The 16,718-nt window shown below is 30.7% G+C and carries 17 protein-coding genes; 9 read left to right on the top strand and 8 right to left on the bottom strand.

From position 1 onward, the window contains the following. Nucleotides 1-7 precede the first annotated feature (7 nt). A complete protein-coding gene (locus tag ELQ07_RS05575) occupies nucleotides 8-904 on the top strand; it encodes a DMT family transporter (RefSeq protein ID WP_002921812.1) in 897 nt (298 codons plus the stop codon). Here ELQ07_RS05575 and ELQ07_RS05570 read toward each other — a convergent pair. The 4 genes from ELQ07_RS05570 to tupA all read right to left on the bottom strand — a co-directional run bounded on the left by ELQ07_RS05570 (nucleotide 901) and on the right by tupA (nucleotide 4,315). Next, the gene (locus ELQ07_RS05570) at nucleotides 901-1,866 is read right to left on the bottom strand and encodes a biotin-dependent carboxyltransferase family protein (protein ID WP_134224851.1); all 966 of its coding nucleotides are present in this window, start codon (nucleotides 1,864-1,866) and stop codon (nucleotides 901-903) included. The two genes, ELQ07_RS05575 and ELQ07_RS05570, sit on opposite strands and share 4 nt — an antisense overlap. Further along, nucleotides 1,847-2,587, bottom strand: a complete 741-nt coding sequence (gene pxpB / locus ELQ07_RS05565) for a 5-oxoprolinase subunit PxpB (RefSeq protein ID WP_070316790.1) — start codon at nucleotides 2,585-2,587, stop codon at nucleotides 1,847-1,849. Before pxpB ends, ELQ07_RS05570 begins: the two co-directional genes overlap by 20 nt. 9 nt (nucleotides 2,588-2,596) lie before the next feature. Beyond that, nucleotides 2,597-3,364 (bottom strand): LamB/YcsF family protein, encoded by a 768-nt coding sequence (locus ELQ07_RS05560; RefSeq protein ID WP_070316791.1) that lies wholly within the window; start codon nucleotides 3,362-3,364, stop codon nucleotides 2,597-2,599. A gap of 141 nt (nucleotides 3,365-3,505) precedes the next feature. Continuing rightward, the gene (gene tupA, locus ELQ07_RS05555) at nucleotides 3,506-4,315 is read right to left on the bottom strand and encodes a tungstate ABC transporter substrate-binding protein TupA (protein ID WP_002882425.1); all 810 of its coding nucleotides are present in this window, start codon (nucleotides 4,313-4,315) and stop codon (nucleotides 3,506-3,508) included. Nucleotides 4,316-4,393: 78 nt separating this feature from the next. Between tupA and tupB the strand changes: the two genes are divergently transcribed. The 7 genes from tupB to ELQ07_RS05520 all read left to right on the top strand — a co-directional run bounded on the left by tupB (nucleotide 4,394) and on the right by ELQ07_RS05520 (nucleotide 11,987). Beyond that, nucleotides 4,394-5,080, top strand: coding sequence for a tungstate ABC transporter permease TupB (tupB, locus tag ELQ07_RS05550; RefSeq protein WP_002877293.1), 687 nt, complete (start codon nucleotides 4,394-4,396; stop codon nucleotides 5,078-5,080). 1 nt (nucleotide 5,081) lies between these two features. Then, nucleotides 5,082-6,077 carry a tungstate ABC transporter ATP-binding protein TupC gene (tupC, locus tag ELQ07_RS05545; RefSeq protein ID WP_002877295.1) on the top strand — a complete coding sequence of 332 codons (996 nt, stop codon included), beginning with the start codon at nucleotides 5,082-5,084 and terminating at the stop codon, nucleotides 6,075-6,077. A 137-nt stretch (nucleotides 6,078-6,214) separates the two neighbouring features. Next, nucleotides 6,215-8,188 (top strand): acetate--CoA ligase, encoded by a 1,974-nt coding sequence (gene acs / locus ELQ07_RS05540; RefSeq protein WP_070241107.1) that lies wholly within the window; start codon nucleotides 6,215-6,217, stop codon nucleotides 8,186-8,188. Between the two features lie 81 nt (nucleotides 8,189-8,269). Further along, entirely contained in the window at nucleotides 8,270-9,094 is an 825-nt protein-coding gene (gene galU, locus ELQ07_RS05535) for a UTP--glucose-1-phosphate uridylyltransferase GalU (RefSeq protein WP_070287187.1), read from the top strand. After that, nucleotides 9,088-10,308 carry a glucose-6-phosphate isomerase gene (locus ELQ07_RS05530; RefSeq protein ID WP_052799596.1) on the top strand — a complete coding sequence of 407 codons (1,221 nt, stop codon included), beginning with the start codon at nucleotides 9,088-9,090 and terminating at the stop codon, nucleotides 10,306-10,308. The genes galU and ELQ07_RS05530 overlap by 7 nt, the downstream gene beginning before the upstream one ends. A 127-nt stretch (nucleotides 10,309-10,435) precedes the next feature. After that, nucleotides 10,436-10,885 carry a Dps family protein gene (locus ELQ07_RS05525; RefSeq protein ID WP_057042713.1) on the top strand — a complete coding sequence of 150 codons (450 nt, stop codon included), beginning with the start codon at nucleotides 10,436-10,438 and terminating at the stop codon, nucleotides 10,883-10,885. A gap of 64 nt (nucleotides 10,886-10,949) precedes the next feature. After that, the gene (locus tag ELQ07_RS05520) at nucleotides 10,950-11,987 is read left to right on the top strand and encodes an ATP-binding protein (RefSeq protein ID WP_002892926.1); all 1,038 of its coding nucleotides are present in this window, start codon (nucleotides 10,950-10,952) and stop codon (nucleotides 11,985-11,987) included. On the opposite strand, the gene ELQ07_RS05515 is transcribed toward ELQ07_RS05520, so the two are convergent. Genes ELQ07_RS05515 through coaE form a run of 3 tightly spaced genes read right to left on the bottom strand, consistent with a single transcriptional unit; the run spans nucleotide 11,984 to nucleotide 14,041 of the window. Further along, nucleotides 11,984-12,715, bottom strand: coding sequence for a glucosaminidase domain-containing protein (locus ELQ07_RS05515; RefSeq protein ID WP_057042712.1), 732 nt, complete (start codon nucleotides 12,713-12,715; stop codon nucleotides 11,984-11,986). The genes ELQ07_RS05520 and ELQ07_RS05515 overlap by 4 nt on opposite strands. Further along, complete coding sequence (gene dapF / locus ELQ07_RS05510; RefSeq protein ID WP_057042711.1) at nucleotides 12,690-13,439, bottom strand: diaminopimelate epimerase; 750 nt, start codon at nucleotides 13,437-13,439, stop codon at nucleotides 12,690-12,692. The genes ELQ07_RS05515 and dapF overlap by 26 nt, the downstream gene beginning before the upstream one ends. Next, nucleotides 13,436-14,041: a dephospho-CoA kinase gene (gene coaE / locus ELQ07_RS05505; RefSeq protein ID WP_057042710.1), complete on the bottom strand. Its 606-nt coding sequence runs from the start codon at nucleotides 14,039-14,041 to the stop codon at nucleotides 13,436-13,438. The genes dapF and coaE overlap by 4 nt, the downstream gene beginning before the upstream one ends. A 60-nt stretch (nucleotides 14,042-14,101) precedes the next feature. Between coaE and purM the strand changes: the two genes are divergently transcribed. Next, the gene (purM, locus tag ELQ07_RS05500) at nucleotides 14,102-15,091 is read left to right on the top strand and encodes a phosphoribosylformylglycinamidine cyclo-ligase (RefSeq protein WP_057042709.1); all 990 of its coding nucleotides are present in this window, start codon (nucleotides 14,102-14,104) and stop codon (nucleotides 15,089-15,091) included. A 20-nt stretch (nucleotides 15,092-15,111) separates the two neighbouring features. On the opposite strand, the gene dcuC is transcribed toward purM, so the two are convergent. Further along, the gene (dcuC, locus tag ELQ07_RS05495) at nucleotides 15,112-16,566 is read right to left on the bottom strand and encodes a C4-dicarboxylate transporter DcuC (RefSeq protein ID WP_057042708.1); all 1,455 of its coding nucleotides are present in this window, start codon (nucleotides 16,564-16,566) and stop codon (nucleotides 15,112-15,114) included. Nucleotides 16,567-16,718 lie beyond the last annotated feature (152 nt).

Genomic DNA, 16,718 nt, shown 5'->3' with positions numbered 1-16,718 from the left:
TGTAACATTGACTCGAACAAAGTATTTGTATATCTTGCTTGTTTTAGCTATGTTTTTATGGGGCTCATCTTGGCCTACTTCTAAGATTTTATCAGCTTATGCTGATACTTCTGTGATTACTTTTTGGCGTTTTTTCTTTGTTTTGCTAGGCTCTTTGATGGTATTAGGCTTTTTAAGAATTCCTTTAAGGCTTGAAAAATCTATTTTAAAATGGGTGCTGATAGCAGGAATTTTAAATGGGCTTTATACTTTTGTATTTTTTATTGCCATTAAGCATGGTTTAGCTGGAAAAGGCGGTGTTTTGGTTACAACTATGATTCCTATTTTTTCTTATTTGATATTTATGATAGCAATATTATTTCAAAAAGATAAAAAATCAACTCACAAGATCACAAAGAGTGAAATTCTAGGCTTATTTTTAGGTTTATTATCTGGATTTTGTTTGTTAAATTTAGGGAGTTTAGAAGATTTATTTGGCAAATTTAATATTTTATTTTTAACTTGTTCTTTTATTTGGGCTTTGATAGCAGTGTTTAATCATAAAGCCAAAGGAGCTCACCCTTTGGCGATTAACTTTTATATTAATCTCATTTCTGTTTTAATGTTTTCTTGGGTATTGTTTGATGTAAAAAGTTATGAAATTTTTCATTTTGAATTTAAATTTTGGATCAGTATGTTTGTCGTGGCTTTTTTATCAACTATTATAGGTACTAGTATTTATTATTATGGGATTCACATTTTAGGGAGTGTTAAGGCAAATTCTTTTGTTTTAATCACTCCTGCTAGTGCTTTAATTTGTAGTTATTTTATACTAGATGAGGTGCCAAATGCACTTACCTTGTTAGGTTGTGCCTTGGCTATAGGTGCTATATATTTTATCAATATTTATGGTAAAAAAGCTTAAATCAAATTTTCAAAATCAAGATTGATTTTTTGATCCATGGCTTTAAAATTTATTTCTCTTTGTTTATAAAGCTCTAAAGCTTCTTGCATACTAATGCTTTGAAATTTAAAGTTAGAACCTAACTTAGCTTGTGCGAGTAAGCTTAGATCATTTTCTATAACCGTGGCTATTTTTGTATAACCTCCTGTGCTTTGTCTTCCTGCCATTAAAATGATAGGAATACCACTTTTTGGCACTTGTATGTTTCCAAAAACCGCAGGATCTGAGATGATATCTGCTGAGTTTTTATGCTCTATACTTTCACTAGATTCTGCGTAAATTGCCATTCTATCGCTTTTTGAACCTACTTTATAAGTAGTATTTAAAAAAGTATCTATGCCTTTTTGAGTAAAAGCATCTTCATTTGTTCCTAAAATAACGCGTATAATAGGCTCTTTAGGACTTTTAAAAAGAGGATTTTCACATTCTCTAGCTTCTAAATTAAAAGGTATAAAAGTATTATGAGTATTTAGAATATCATCTTTTTGCAAAGCTCTTCCTTCAAAAATTCCAACCCCCATTTTAGCATCGCTGGATTTAGAGTTTAAAAAACTTTTTACTTCAAAGCCACCCGCTACGCATAAATACCCACGAAAACCTATTTTTGCTAAACCAAGTTCTAAAATATCGCCTTTATTTGCTTTATATACTTTATAAGTTTTGATTTTTTGATTATTAAGCTTTGCTTCAAATTTAGCCCCACTTAAAACAAAATAATTCTCATCTAAAAATTTATATTTTCCACCTTTTAAACAAAGCTCAACTCCTGCTTCATCTTGTTTGTTTCCAAGTAAGATATTTGCCATTCTTAAAGCATCTTCATCCATAGCTCCACTTCTTGCTATGCCAAATTTAGCAAATTTTTTTCTACCAAAGTCTTGCAAACTTGAATTTATAGACGCTTCAATGATTTTTATACTCATAAATTTCCTTTTGATAGACTTTTTTAGCAACTTGCTCTTGGATATCGAAAAATTCATCTTTTGAAATGGCTTTAAATTTTAAAAACATACCCGCTTTTAAAAGAGTGGGATTTTTTTCATCTTCTTTATCAAAAAATTCCAAAGGTGTTCTAGCAATGATTTGCCAACCCCCTGGGCTTGATATAGGATAAACTCCTGTTTGCTTATCAGCTATGCCTACACTTCCAGCTTCTATTTTTGCTCTAGGGCTTGAAAGGCGTGGGGTAAAAAGTCTTTCGTCCAAACCTCCAAGATAAGGAAAACCTGCCATAAAACCTAGCATAAAAACAAGATAATAAGGCTTAGTGTGAAGAGATATAAGCTCTTCTTTTGAAATTTGATTGTGTTTGCACACAAATTCTAAATCCAGTCCAAATTCTTCATCATAACAAAGTGGAACTTCTATACAAAGACTTGAGTTTTGCTCCGTAAGTTTAATATCCTTTTTAATTTTTTCTAAAAAATCAAGCAAAGAATTTAAAGAAAGTATACAAGGATTAAAATATATAAGCAAGCTTGCATAAGCACTTACTAACTCATCAATCCCATAAATTTCACCTTCTTTTAGGGCTTTTTGTATCCTTTGTTCTGTACTTAAAACACAGGCATTGATTTGAGGTGAAATTTCTTGCTCAAAACGTAAAAGCAAAGCCTTGCTTCCGCTAAAATGCACACTAAACATTGCTAAAACCTATATAAAATTTTCCAAAGCACAAATTTGAATTTGCTCTTTTTCTAAATTTTCTTTGATTTTTTTAACAAATTCTAAAGCTTTTGCATTATCCCCATGAACACAAATACTATCCGCTTTTAAATCAATTTCTTTGCCATTTATGCTTGTAACTTTGCTTTCTTTTATCATTTTTATCACGCGTTTGATGGCTAAATTTTCATCGTGTATTAACGCTCCTTCTAATTTTCTTGAAACTAAAGTGCCATCATCATTATAAGCACGATCTGCAAAAACTTCATTAGCATATCTTAAACCTTTTTTCTTAGCCGCTTCATTCATAGCAGAATTACTAAGCCCTAGAAAAATAATATTTTCATCAAAACTCGCCACTGCCTCACAAAGTGCCAAGGCTAAATTTTCATCAATAGCTGCCATATTATAAAGTGCTCCATGAGCTTTAAAATGCTGTATTTTCATATCTTTTGCTCTAGCAAAGCCAAATAAAGCTCCTAGTTGATACAAGGCATAGTTTTTAGCCTCTTCAAAGCTTATTTGCATATTGCGTCTTCCAAAACCCAAAAGATCAGGATAAGATGGGTGTGCTCCTATGCAAACACTATTTTGCTTGGCTAAATTTAAGGTTTTATCCATCACACAAGGATCACCCGCATGAAAGCCACAAGCGACATTTACTGAGCTTACAAATTTTAAAATTTCTTCATCCATCCCCATTTTATAGGTGCCAAAACTTTCCCCTAAATCACTATTTAAATCCACTTTGAACATTATTTGACCTTGTATATTTAATTATTGATTTTATTATATCTAAAGAAGAATTTTAAATAAGCTAAAAGTTTTGAAAAATAAATAAAAAAGTTACAATAAGTAAAAAATGATATTTTAAGCAGGTTAAAACCTGCTTAATTTTTAGTCTTTTCTTGTTTTTGCATCAATTACAAATAAAGGTTTATCAAGAAGTTTAAAATCAGCAATGAAATTTAAAGTCTTATCACTTGTTACCCATTTGATAAATTTGCTAGCTTCTGTATAATTTACATTTTTACAATGCTTAGGATTTGTTGCTATAACAGAATAGAAATTTTTAAGACTATCATCGCCTTCATTTACGATTACTAAGTTTGGTTTGCCTTTTTCATTGGCTTCATATTTGATATAGGTACCACGATCAGTTAAAATCACACCTTTTTTTTCTTCAGCGATTTTAATGCTTGCTAGCATACCTTGTCCGCTTTGTTGATACCAGCTTTGTTTTTCAGGAACACCGCCAAGATTTTTCCAAAGGCTTTTTTCTTTATTATCAGTGCCTGATTTATCGCCTCTTGAGATGAAAGTAAGCTTTTCATTTTTGATAAGTTCTAAGCTTTCTTTTAAATTTTTACCTTTAAATTTAGAAGCTAAAGATTTATCTGCGATGATGATAAAATCATTATACATCACAGGAGTTCTATCTACGCCAAAGCCTTTTTTCATAAATTCTTTTTCAGCCTTTGGAGAATGCACAAAAAGCACATCAGCGTTGCAATCTTCACCCATTTTTAAAGCTGCACCTGTTCCTACCGCAACCCATTTTAAGGTATTGCCACTTTCTTTTTCATAAAGGGGTTTTAGAGCATCTAAAAGTCCTGTATTGTCAGTGCTTGTTGTGGTTGCCATTTTAAGTTCTGCTGCACTTGCACTTAAAGCTAAAGCAAGGGCTAAAGAAATGATTTTTTTCATTTTTTCTCCTTATAAATTTACATAAAAAAATATTTTAGCATAATTATGCTAAAATTACTTATTTTAAAAAGGATATTTTTGGATTATATTTTTGATGGTTTTAAGCAAGCTTTATTTTTACTTTTCAATGCTGATGAAAGTGTAATTTCGGCTATAAAAACTACACTTTTAAGCTCAAGTATTTCTATAGTTTTGGCTTTGCTTATAGGTTTTCCTTTGGGATTTATCTTAGGCTTTTTTGATTTTAAATTCAAACGCTTTATAAAACTTATCATAGATACTAGCCTCTCTTTTCCAACAGTTGCAGTAGGACTTATACTTTATGCACTGATTTCAAGTCGAGGACCTTTGGGGGAATTTGGACTACTTTTTACTATAAAGGCTTTAATTTTAGGGCAGTTTGTCTTAGCGCTTCCTATAGTGATCGCACTTTTTTCAAATTTGATAGAAAACATGAATAAAAAACATTTTTTACTTATAAAATCTTTTCACCTAAGTCCTTTAAAACTTGTTTTAATGATGATTTATGAATTACGCTTTGCTTTGATTAGCGTCGTTGCACTAGCTTATGGACGCATTGTAGCAGAAGTAGGAGTAGCGATGATAGTAGGTGGAAATATCAAATACGACACTAGAACCATAACCACAGCTATTTCACTTGAAACAAACAAAGGCGAATTTGCTAGCGGTATAGCTTTGGCTTTGGTTTTAATCCTCATTGCCTTTTGTTTAAATTTCATCACACACAAACTCAAAAGAACATAAAATGATAGAAATTTCTAATCTTTTTTTCAACTATCAAAACAAAGAAGTTTTAAAAATCAAAAATTTAAAACTTGATACAAGTAAAATTAGCATCTTAATGGGAGTGAATGGAAGTGGAAAATCTACATTTTTAAGAATATTAAAATTTTTAGAAGGAGATTTTTCAAAAAATATTTCTTATTTTGGAAATTTTAAACTTAATAATAAACAAAAGCGTGAAATTTATTTGCTTTTTCCAGAGCCCATTTTGTTAAATCGTAGTGTAAGGGCAAATTTTTTATTTACTTTAAAAACTTATGGGATTAAAGAAAATATCGAAGAACGCATAAAAGAAAGTTTGATGTGTTTAAATTTAGATGAAAGTCTTTTAAGTAAATATCCTAATGAACTTTCATCAGGACAAAGTCAAAAAATAGCTTTTGCTATAGCTTTAAGCGTAAGAGCGAAGTATTATTTACTTGATGAACCGAGTGCTTTTTTGGATAAAAATACTACGCTTTTATTTAAAAAAGCTATTCTTAAAATGCATGAAAATTTCAATACAGGTTTTTTAATCGCAAGTCATGATAAACATTTTTTAGATTCTTTGGCGCAAAAAAAACTTTATTTACACAGTGGAGAAATTTTAGAATTTGAAAATACTAATGTTTTTGAACTAGAAAATCAAGGTGTGAAATTTTGTAATTTTATAGATTTTAGTAATTGTAAAAAATATAAAGATTTTAAAAAACCTCCAAGTAAAATTGCTATTGATCCTTATAAAATTTCTTTTTTTAATTCTAAAAATATCCCAAAAAATAATTATGAGTTTATTTTAGAAAAATGTTATATTATAGCACTTAGAAGCAGGAAAAGTGATGTTTTTATAAGGGTAAGTTGTATGGATAAAATTTTAGAATTTGCCTTAGAAAAACAAGAATTTTTAAAATTCGATTTAAAATTATACGAAGAACTCAGTCTTTATTTTTATGAAGATGCAATATGTTTCTTAAATTAACATACATTATAAAATTTAAATAAAATATTACAAATATTCCCATTTTTTATAAAATTTATCTTAATTATTTTTTAAATTTGTATTTAATACAAATAAACTCTTATATAATGTTTAAAAATAACCATAAAGGAGTTTTTATGCTTAATCAAAATAATCAAGAGCTTTTTAAGCCAAGTAAAGAATTTTCTCGTAATGCTCGTATAAAAAATTTATGTGAATACTATGATTTATGCGATGAAGCCAAGGAAGATTTTGAAGGTTTTTGGAAAAGACAAGCACTTGAGAAGATCGAGTGGTTTTCGCCTTTTTCAAGAGTGTTAAATGAGGATAAAGCTCCATTTTATAAATGGTTTGAAGGTGGAACTTTAAATGTAAGTTATCAATGTCTTGATCGTCATATGAAAACAAGACGCAATAAAGCTGCTTTGATTTTTGAAGGTGAAATGGGGGATTATGAAGTTTATACTTATAGAAGATTATTGCATGAAACTTGCAAGGCGGCCAATTTGCTTAAAAAATTCGGAGTAAAAAAAGGCGATAGGGTTGTAATTTATATGCCTATGATTCCAGAAACAGCTATAGTAATGTTAGCTTGTGCAAGGATTGGGGCTATTCATAGTGTGGTATTTGGAGGATTTTCTCCAGAAGCTTTGCGAGATAGGATTATAGATGCAGGAGCTAAACTTGTAGTAACAGCTGATGGTGCTTTTCGTCGTGGCAAACCTTATATGTTAAAACCTGCAGTAGATAAGGCTTTAAGTGAAGGGTGCGAAAGTGTAGAAAAAGTACTTATAGTTATACGCAATAATGAACCTATAGAATATATTAAAGGAAGGGATTATGTTTATAACGAACTTGTGAAAAATGAGTCTTATAAGTGTGAACCCGAAATCATGGATAGCGAGGATTTGTTGTTTTTGCTTTACACTTCAGGATCAACAGGTAAGCCAAAAGGAGTTATGCATGCAAGTGCAGGATATATACTTTGGGCACAAATGACTATGGAATGGGTTTTTGATATTAAAGATTATGATAATTATTGGTGTAGTGCTGATGTGGGTTGGATTACAGGACATACTTATGTAGTTTATGGGCCTTTAGCATGTGGAGCAACGACTATAATGCATGAAGGAACTCCTACTTATCCAAATTCTGGGCGTTGGTGGAGAATGATAGAAGAGTATCAAATAAGCAAATTCTACACTTCGCCAACTGCCATAAGAATGCTTCATGCTGATGCACCTGATGAGCCAAGAAAATATGATTTAAGTACGCTTGAAGTGCTTGGAACGGTTGGAGAGCCTATCAATCCTAGTGCTTGGAAGTGGTTTTATGATGAAATAGGGAGAACTAAAAGTCCTATAGTCGATACTTGGTGGCAAACAGAAACAGGTGGGCATATGATCACGCCTTTACCAGGTGCTACTCCTTTAAAACCAGGTTGTGCTACCTTGCCTTTGCCAGGAATTTTTGCAGAAGTTATTGATGAAGAAGGCAATAAAAAAAATGAAGGTGAAGATGGATTGCTTTGTATAACCAAACCTTGGCCTTCGATGATTCGTGGAATTTGGGGTAATGATGAACGCTATATAGAAAGTTATTTTTCTCAAGCTAGAAAAGATGGAAAAGCTGTATATTTTAGTGGCGATGGTGCTTTTTATGATAAAAATGGTTATATAACTATCACAGGAAGAACAGATGATGTGGTTAATGTTGCAGGACATCGTATAGGAACGGCTGAAATTGAAAGCGCTATTGCTAAACATCCAAGTGTAGCAGAATCAGCTGTAGTGAGTATTTTGGATGCGATTAAGGGCGAGTCACTGTTTGCTTTTGTGGTTTTAAGTCCTGCATCCAGTTGTGATCTTGGCGGAGCTATAGAAACTTTAAAAGAACTTAATGACATTTTAAGAGTAGAAATAGGACCTATAGCTAAAATAGAAAAAATTCTTTATACTCCAGGTTTGCCAAAAACTAGAAGTGGTAAAATAATGAGAAGAATTTTAAGAACTATAGCAAGAGGTGAAGAAATCAAACAGGATATTTCAACGCTCGAAGATTCTGGAGTAGTAGAAATCATTGTTAAATTAGCTAAGGCAGAGTTTGAATAACAAGGCAAAAAGAACTTTGCCTTGTTGCATAAAAATTCATAAAAATAAGCTATAATGATAAAAAAATAAAAGGAAATTTTTATGCTTCAAACTTGTATTTTCCCTGCGGCAGGTTATGGGACGAGATTTTTACCTGCAACAAAAACTTTACCTAAAGAGATGTTACCTATCTTAACTAAGCCTTTGATCCATTATGGGGTTGATGAAGCTTTGGAAGCAGGAATGGAAAATATGGGCTTTGTCACAGGGCGTGGAAAAAGAGCTTTGGAGGATTATTTTGATATTTCTTATGAACTTGAGCATCAAATTTCAGGTACAAAAAAAGAATACTTGCTTGATGAAATTCGCTCTTTGATCAATCGTTGCACCTTTACTTTTACAAGACAAAATCAAATGAAAGGCTTAGGTGATGCGGTTTTAAAAGGTAAACCTTTGGTTGGCGATGAAGCTTTTGGCGTAATTTTGGCTGATGATTTGTGTGTCAATGAAGAAGGCTTAAATGTTATGGCTCAAATGGTAAAAATTTATGAAAAATATCGCTGCACCATCATAGCTGTGATGGAAGTACCAAAAGAACAAGTTTCAAACTATGGAGTAATTTCTGGAAATTTTGTAGAAGAAAATCTTATCATGGTTAATTCTATGATAGAAAAACCAAGTCCTGATGAAGCTCCAAGTAATCTTGCTATCATAGGAAGATATATTTTAACTCCTGATATTTTTGGAATTTTAGAAAATACTAAAGTAGGAAAAAATGGCGAAATTCAACTTACCGACGCGCTTTTAACTCAAGCAACCAATGGTATGGTTTTAGCTTATAAATTTCAAGGGAAACGCTTTGATTGTGGAAGTGTAGAAGGCTTTGTAGAGGCGACAAATTATTTTTACGAGAAAAGTAAATGTTAAACAATACACTTTTTTTTAAACAAAGTGAAATTCACACTATAAGCTCTTATGCAAATCGTATTAATGATGAGGTAAAAAGTGGAGATATAGGGTATTATCATCTTATTGACACAAGCTTAAGCCTGATTGATGAGAGTTTGGCTTTTATCAAAGACAAAGAACACATAAAAAATATTGTTTTAGTGGGAATGGGAGGTTCAAGTTGTGGTGTAAAAGCCTTGCGTGATATGCTTTTTAATGAAAAAAGCAACCAAAGAGAGCTTTTTATACTCGATAACACAAGTTCACATTCTTTTAATAAGACTTTAGAAAAAATCAAGCTTGAAGAAAGTTTGTTTTTAATCATCAGTAAAACAGGTAGCACTATAGAAGTTGTATCGCTTTTTAAACTTCTTATTGAACATTTTAAACTTGATATGCAAGAATTAAAAAAATACTTTGTTTTTATTACCGATAAGGATTCAAAACTTCATCAAGAAGGTGAAAATTTAGGTATTAAATGCTTTTTTATCCCTGCAAATGTAGGAGGTCGTTTTAGCATACTTTCAGCTGTAGGTATAGTTCCACTTTGTTTTTGTGGCTATAATGCCAAAGCTCTTTTAGAAGGAGCTAAAGCTTGTTTTGAAGATTTTTTTACTCATAAAAAAGATGAAATTTTACAAAAAGCCTATCATTATTGCACACACAAAAATGCCAATATCAATGTACTTTTTTCATATAGCGATGCTTTTAAAGGCTTTAATGAATGGTATATCCAGCTTATTGCTGAAAGTTTAGGTAAAAAGCAAGGCTACAAACGCATAGGTTTAACTCCTATTGCACTCATTGGAGCAAGAGATCAGCATAGTTTTTTACAACTCATTATGGATGGACCTAAAAATAAAACTGTAACTTTTTTAAAAATCAAAGACGCTCAAAAAGCGCCTATTATCCCTGATATTCATTTTAAATTTTTAGATTCTTTAAGTAACAAAGTCAATCTTCACGAACTTTTAAACGCCCAATGTGATGCAACTATGCACGCTTTAATTGCTGAAAATTTAAGTGTCGATGTGATAGAACTTGAAAAACTTGACGCTTGGCATGCGGGATATTTGATGTATTATTATGAACTTTTTACTTCAACTTGTGGTATTATGCTAGGAATTAATACTTATGATCAACCTGGTGTAGAAGTTGGAAAATTAATCTTAAAAAATATATTGAATTCTTGATAAAAATTCATTAAAAAAGAGTATAATGATTTTAAGTTAAAATTATAATAAAAACTATTAATTAATAATAATTATTATTTAAGAATTTTATGTTATAATTTTAAAAATCAAAAAAAAGGAGTCAATCATGTCAGTTACAAAACAATTATTACAAATGCAAGCAGATGCTCATCATCTATGGGTTAAATTTCATAATTATCACTGGAATGTAAAAGGTTTGCAATTTTTTTCTATACACGAATACACAGAAAAAGCTTATGAAGAAATGGCAGAACTTTTTGATAGTTGTGCTGAAAGAGTTTTACAACTTGGTGAAAAAGCTATCACTTGCCAAAAAGTTTTAATGGAAAATGCAAAAAGTCCAAAAGTTGCAAAAGATTGCTTTACTCCGCTTGAAGTCATAGAACTGATCAAACAAGATTATGAATATCTTTTAGCAGAATTTAAAAAACTCAATGAAGCAGCAGAAAAAGAAAGTGATACCACAACAGCTGCTTTTGCGCAAGAAAATATCGCAAAATATGAAAAAAGTCTTTGGATGATAGGCGCTACTTTACAAGATACTTGCAAAATGTAATTTAAGGGGCTTTATGCCCCAATTATACAAACTAGGTTATAATATCCTTTTTTAAAGGATAAAATTGAAAGTACTTAATTTTTTTTATGAAAACCACCCTAAATTTGAAGTAAGTTATGAAAGAAAAAATCAAATTTCAAAACCAAATATTATCATAAAAGGCCCACGATTTTGTGGTAAAAAAACACTTATTTTTAATTTTTTATCTCAATTTAAAGCAAGTGAAATTTTGTTTTTAGATTTATATGATACACGCTTTGAAAAACAAAGTTTAGAAAGACTTGCTGATTTTCTGAATGAAAATTTACAAATTAAAATTCTTTGCCTTTATAATTTGGATTTTATCCCTAATTTAGAAAAAATTAAAATTCCCATCATCTTAAGTACAAATATAAAAGATTTAAATATAAATGGGTTTGAAGAGCTTGAACTCGATTATTTTGATTTTGAAGAATTTATTAGTGTAAGTAAGAAAAATTTACCTATAAATAATTTAGTAGGTCTTTTTTTGCAAAGTGGACGCAGTAAATTTGGAGAAAAAAACATACTTCTAAGACAAAGCTTCACTCTTTTAGAATTAGAAATTTTAAAGTATTTAGCTTTAAATTTGGGTCAGCAAATCAGTATTTCTAAGATATTTATAGAACTCAAAAAAAGATTAAAAACTTCAAAAGATAGTGTTTATCAAGCTATAAAAAAATTAGAAAATACTTATGTGATCTATACTTTAAAACATGATGAAAAAAAACTTCAAAAGATTTATTTTAAAGATTTTGGCCTAAGAAATAATCTTTGTATTTCAAAGGATTTTTCACATTTATTTGAAAATTTAGTTTTAAGCGAGCTGTTTAAATTTAAAGAAGAATTTTTTTATAACAAATACTTTAACTTTTATAGCCAAATATCTAAAATTGCTTATATTTCAAGTCCAACTTTAGATATTGATTTGATTAAACTACGTGCTAAGAAAATTTTACCAAAGGCTTTAGAACTTGGAATTTTTCATGTGATTTTTATCACTCTTTCAAGCGAGGATAGTTTTTTTGAACAAGGGGTTAAATTTGAAGTCATATCTTTTGATAAATTTTCACTTGGATTTTAGGTGTTGTTTGAGTTCGTATCGTATTTTTCAAGGTTGTATCGTTTGATGATTTTTGTAATAAGATTGATATAATATCCCTTGCGTTCAGAATAAGAATCTAAAGTTTTAATAGCCTCTAGCCCTGTTATCTCTTTGCCTTCGCTTTTAAATTTAGATCTTGCATCGCGAAACTTTTCATAAGCAAAATGACGATTTAAATTTAAAACATAAGAGTCAACACTATCTTGCAGACTATCAAAAATCTTAATTTTGTGTTTTTTATCTGGATGTCTTAAATCAGGAATTAAACCTTTCTTACCCCAAGTCCATTCTCCAAAAAGATTGTTTGCTTCTCTTGCGAAGCGACTTGTACCTGTAGCACTTTCAACTAAAGCTTGGGCTATACCCATGGATTTTGGAATTTTTTGAATACGTTTTTTGTATTCTGTAAAATCATAAAGATTTTCAATGCGATATTTGTTTTTTATCATGATAAGTTTTTCAAGATTTGTTTGGTTTGAAGTCCTAAAGCCTGTTTTGTAAGCATCTTTAAAAAACGCTTCGATAAAAGCTTTTTCTTGCTCAATTTTTTTAAAGCTTTGATTAAACATTTCATTCATTTTTATAAAAAAAATTTGTCTTTTTTGATCTATATCAAGTTTATAATATTCCTCTCCAAATCCACTCTTTAGATCATCAGCAAAAAGTGGGATTAGAAAAAAACTAAGAAAAATTATAATTGGCTTCAAAACAATACTTTACCTTTCCTTCAAAAAACAATTCTTCATTTTTATATGCAAACCCCACCTCTTCACCACTTTTAGGAGTTATTTTAACTTTATTTTGTACTTTTTTATTTAAAAATGCCAGATAAAAACAAGCCCCCATTCCTGTGCCACAAGCTAAGGTTTCATCTTCAACTCCGCGTTCATAGGTGCGAACTTTTAAATAATTTTCATCTAAAATTTTTACAAAATTTACATTGGCATTATATTTTTGTCTCATTTTTTGACAAAGCATTGTATCAAATTCATCTAAATTTTGACAAAAATGCACTAGATGTGGAACTCCAGTGTCGCAAAGTTGCCAAGTTTTTCCTAATTCTTCAAAAGTATTTTGCACGCTTTTTATTTTGCCTAAAGACACTTCAACTCTATCTTGATTTACCTTTGCTTTTATTACTCCTGCACCGGTTAAAAAACTCATGTTAGGATTTATTTTGTTAATATGATGTGCAAAATGTGCCGCAGCCCTTGAGCCATTGCCACACATAGCAGCCCTTGAGCCATCGTTATTATAAAATTCCCATTCAAAGTCGTATTTTTCATGAGGCAATATCACGATAAAGCCATCCGCACCTATACCCTCATAACGATTACAAAGTTCTTTAGCTAAAGCACTTCTATCTTCTTTTCTATCAGCATTTGTTATGACAAAATCATTCCCACTTGCACAATATTTATAAAATTTCACATTTTTCCTTTAGAAATTTCTTGTATTACTTTAACACATTCTTGCCTAAAATCGGCATAAGAATTAGTATTTTTAATGATAAAATCTGCTTTTTTAAGTTTTTCTTCAATATCTATTTGAGAATCAAGTCTTGCTTTTGCAGCTTCTAAGCTGAGCTTATCTCTTTGCATGATTCTTTTAAGGCTTAATTCTTTAGGTGTGTAAATTACTATGACTTTGCCTAAATTTTCATAAGCACCGCTTTCAAAAAAAAGAGGAATTTCTACAAAAAAAGCTTTATTTTCCTTATCTAGAATTTGCATTTGTTCTAAAATTTTAGCTCGAATTTTAGGATGAGTGAAATTTTCTAAGATTTTTTTAGCTTCTTTATTATTAAAAACAATTTCTCCAAGGATTTTTCTATCGATTTTCTTTTCTTTTGTGAGTAAATTTTTTAAACTAAAGGGAGAAAAAATCTTTTCAAGTTCTAAAGCATTTTCATCTAAAATTTTATGAGTGATTTTATCTGCGCTAATGCTTTTAAAGCCTAAAGAATTCGCTATTTCTATAAAAGTGCTTTTACCACAAGCAATTGAAGCGGTTACAAAAAAAGCATTTTTCATCTTATGCCTTATTAAAACTTTTTTCGTTAAAATACCTTTTTACTTCTTAAAGGAAAATAAATGAAAATTTCATATGAAGATGCAGGCGTAAGTATAGATAATGGAAATGCCTTTGTAGAGGCTATAAAACCTTTGGTTAAAGAAACTTTTAATGATAATGTTGTAGGTGGAATTGGTTCTTTTGCTGGTGCTTTTAGAATGCCAAGTGGTTTTAAAAAGCCTGTGATTTTAGGTGCAACAGATGGGGTTGGTACTAAGCTTCGCTTGGCAATTGATGCTAAAAAATATGATGCTATAGGGCAAGATTTAGTAGCAATGTGTGTGAATGATTTGATTTGTAATTTTGCTACGCCTTTGTTTTTCCTAGATTATTATGCTACAGCCAAGCTCGAAGTAGAAGTAGCAAAGGCTGTTGTATCAGGTATTGCCAAGGGATGTAAGATGGCAAATTGTGCATTAATTGGCGGAGAAACTGCTGAAATGCCTGGAATGTATGCAAAAGATGATTTTGATCTTGCGGGTTTTGCAGTGGGTATGGCTGAAGAAGATGAGATTGATAGAAGTAAATTTGTTAAAAATGGTGATATTTTATTGGCACTTCCTAGTTCAGGACTTCATTCAAATGGTTATTCTTTAGCTAGAAAAGTACTTTTTGAAAGTTTAAAATTAAAATTTGATGACAAGATAGAGGGTAAAAATTTAATTGATATTTTGTTAGAACCTACAAGGATTTATGTACGTGATTTTCTTACACTAAAGCCTTATATCAGTGCTCTAGCACATATTACAGGGGGTGGTTTAGTAGAAAATTTACCACGCGTTTTACCTCGTGGTATGGGTGCAACTATACGCAAACATCATCTTAAAACTCCTGAAATTTTTTATACTATAGGACAGGCTGTAGAAGAAAGCGAAATGTATAGAAGCTTTAACATGGGAGTGGGTTTAGTAATGGTTGTAGATCCTTCTAATGTAAGTAAGGTTTTAGAAAATTCAGATGCCTTTATTATCGGCGAAATTTGCATTAATGAAGGTATTGTTTTAGAGTGAAAATAAAGCGTCAATACGCTTTATTTTTGTATTTTAAGTTCTATTTTTGTAGTGTTTTGTTCTTTTGGCAAAGGATTGGTTTGTGCTAGATAAAAGGCTACGAGTACATTTACAAGCATAGCGATAAGTAAAAGAGGAGTGGTTCGTTTTATAATATCCATTGGAGCTACTTTTGCAAATCCAGCTAAAGCTATGATTCCGCCTGCTATTGGTGAAGCTGCACGACCTAAACAAGATGCAATTTCTATAGGTAAAACTAGAGTAATAGGTGCAACGCCTAATTTTGTAGCTATATCAGGAGCTAGTTTGCCAAAAGCATTAAAAGCAGCAATTCCACTTCCCATAATCACTGTGGCAAAATAAACTAAAAAGCTTAAAATAGCTATACTCAAAAGAATTCCAAACCATGCAAAATTTCCTGTTCCAAGATTTGAAACCGCGTTAGCAAGGATATTAACTCCACCAAGTGCTTTAATGCCTTCAGCAAATACTCCAGCAGCGATGATTATGCTTACGACTGAGATAAAAATTTCAGCCATAGCTTTTAAAATCACCATTATATCTTCGCCTAATTTTCTAGCATTTCTGTGTCTTGCAAATTCAACAAGAAAAACTAAAGAAATGCTTACAAAATTTGCTGTTACAACATCAAGCTTGATAGTAAAAAAATACGCTGTAAATAAAAATACAACAGGTAACCAAGGAAAGAGTATGTAAAAAGTAGGGCATTTAGGATCAATGATTTGCGGAATTTCAACTTCATCATTTAAAACACCTTTTTCTTTATCTCTTTTATCAATCCAAGCAAAATAAAAAGGAATCAAGATGGCAATAACTACAACATAGGCAATCACACTATAAATTTGGTAATTTAAAAAAAGCCCTACGACATTATCACTTTGTCCTACCATATCTGCCATATTGATTGAATTTCCATCTTTTGGACCATAATCAAGCGCAATTAAAGAAAGCACACATACAGCTGTAATAGGACGGATTTTAAGTGAGATTAAAACAGGATAAATACATGCTAACAAAAGCAAAAGCAATCCAGCATAGCTAGAAATGACGATTTTTAAAGCCATTCCAACAACAAAAGTTCCACTTAAAATCAAGTATTTATTTTTGATTTTTCCTAAGGGTTTATTTGCTAAAAAAGCAAGTTTTGCCGAAGCATTGATATGTTTCATATAAGCAGCAAAACCTGCCACACTCATGATAATAAGTCCTACTCCAGAAAGCTGACTTTTAAAAGTCGCTGTGATAAAAGCATAACTATCAAGTAAAACATTCAAAAAGCTTGCATGTTCTCTGCTCGGGGCTTTTTGTATAGGTGTTCCTGTGATGTAAAAAGCAAAAATAAGCAAGATAATACCTGAAAGAAAAAATACAAAAATGGGATTGTATTTTTTGAGTATATAATAAGCAACAACAATTACCGCTAAAAGTGTAGAACATATCATAAAAATTGGCATGATTTCTCCTAAGGTTATTATTAGCTTTTATTTTATTTTAGCTAAAATTTAACTAATAAATATTTTTCATTTAAAATTTTACTTATTTTTTGCATTATAAAATTAATAATATGTATAGTTTGGTTACTGAAAGGTTTATGTTTGTATAAAAA

This window comes from Campylobacter sp. US55 (genome assembly GCF_004378955.1).
Lineage (GTDB): Bacteria > Campylobacterota > Campylobacteria > Campylobacterales > Campylobacteraceae > Campylobacter_D > Campylobacter_D jejuni.
The sequence above is the reverse complement of the archived record's forward strand: the minus strand, read 5'-3'. Positions and strand labels throughout refer to the sequence as shown.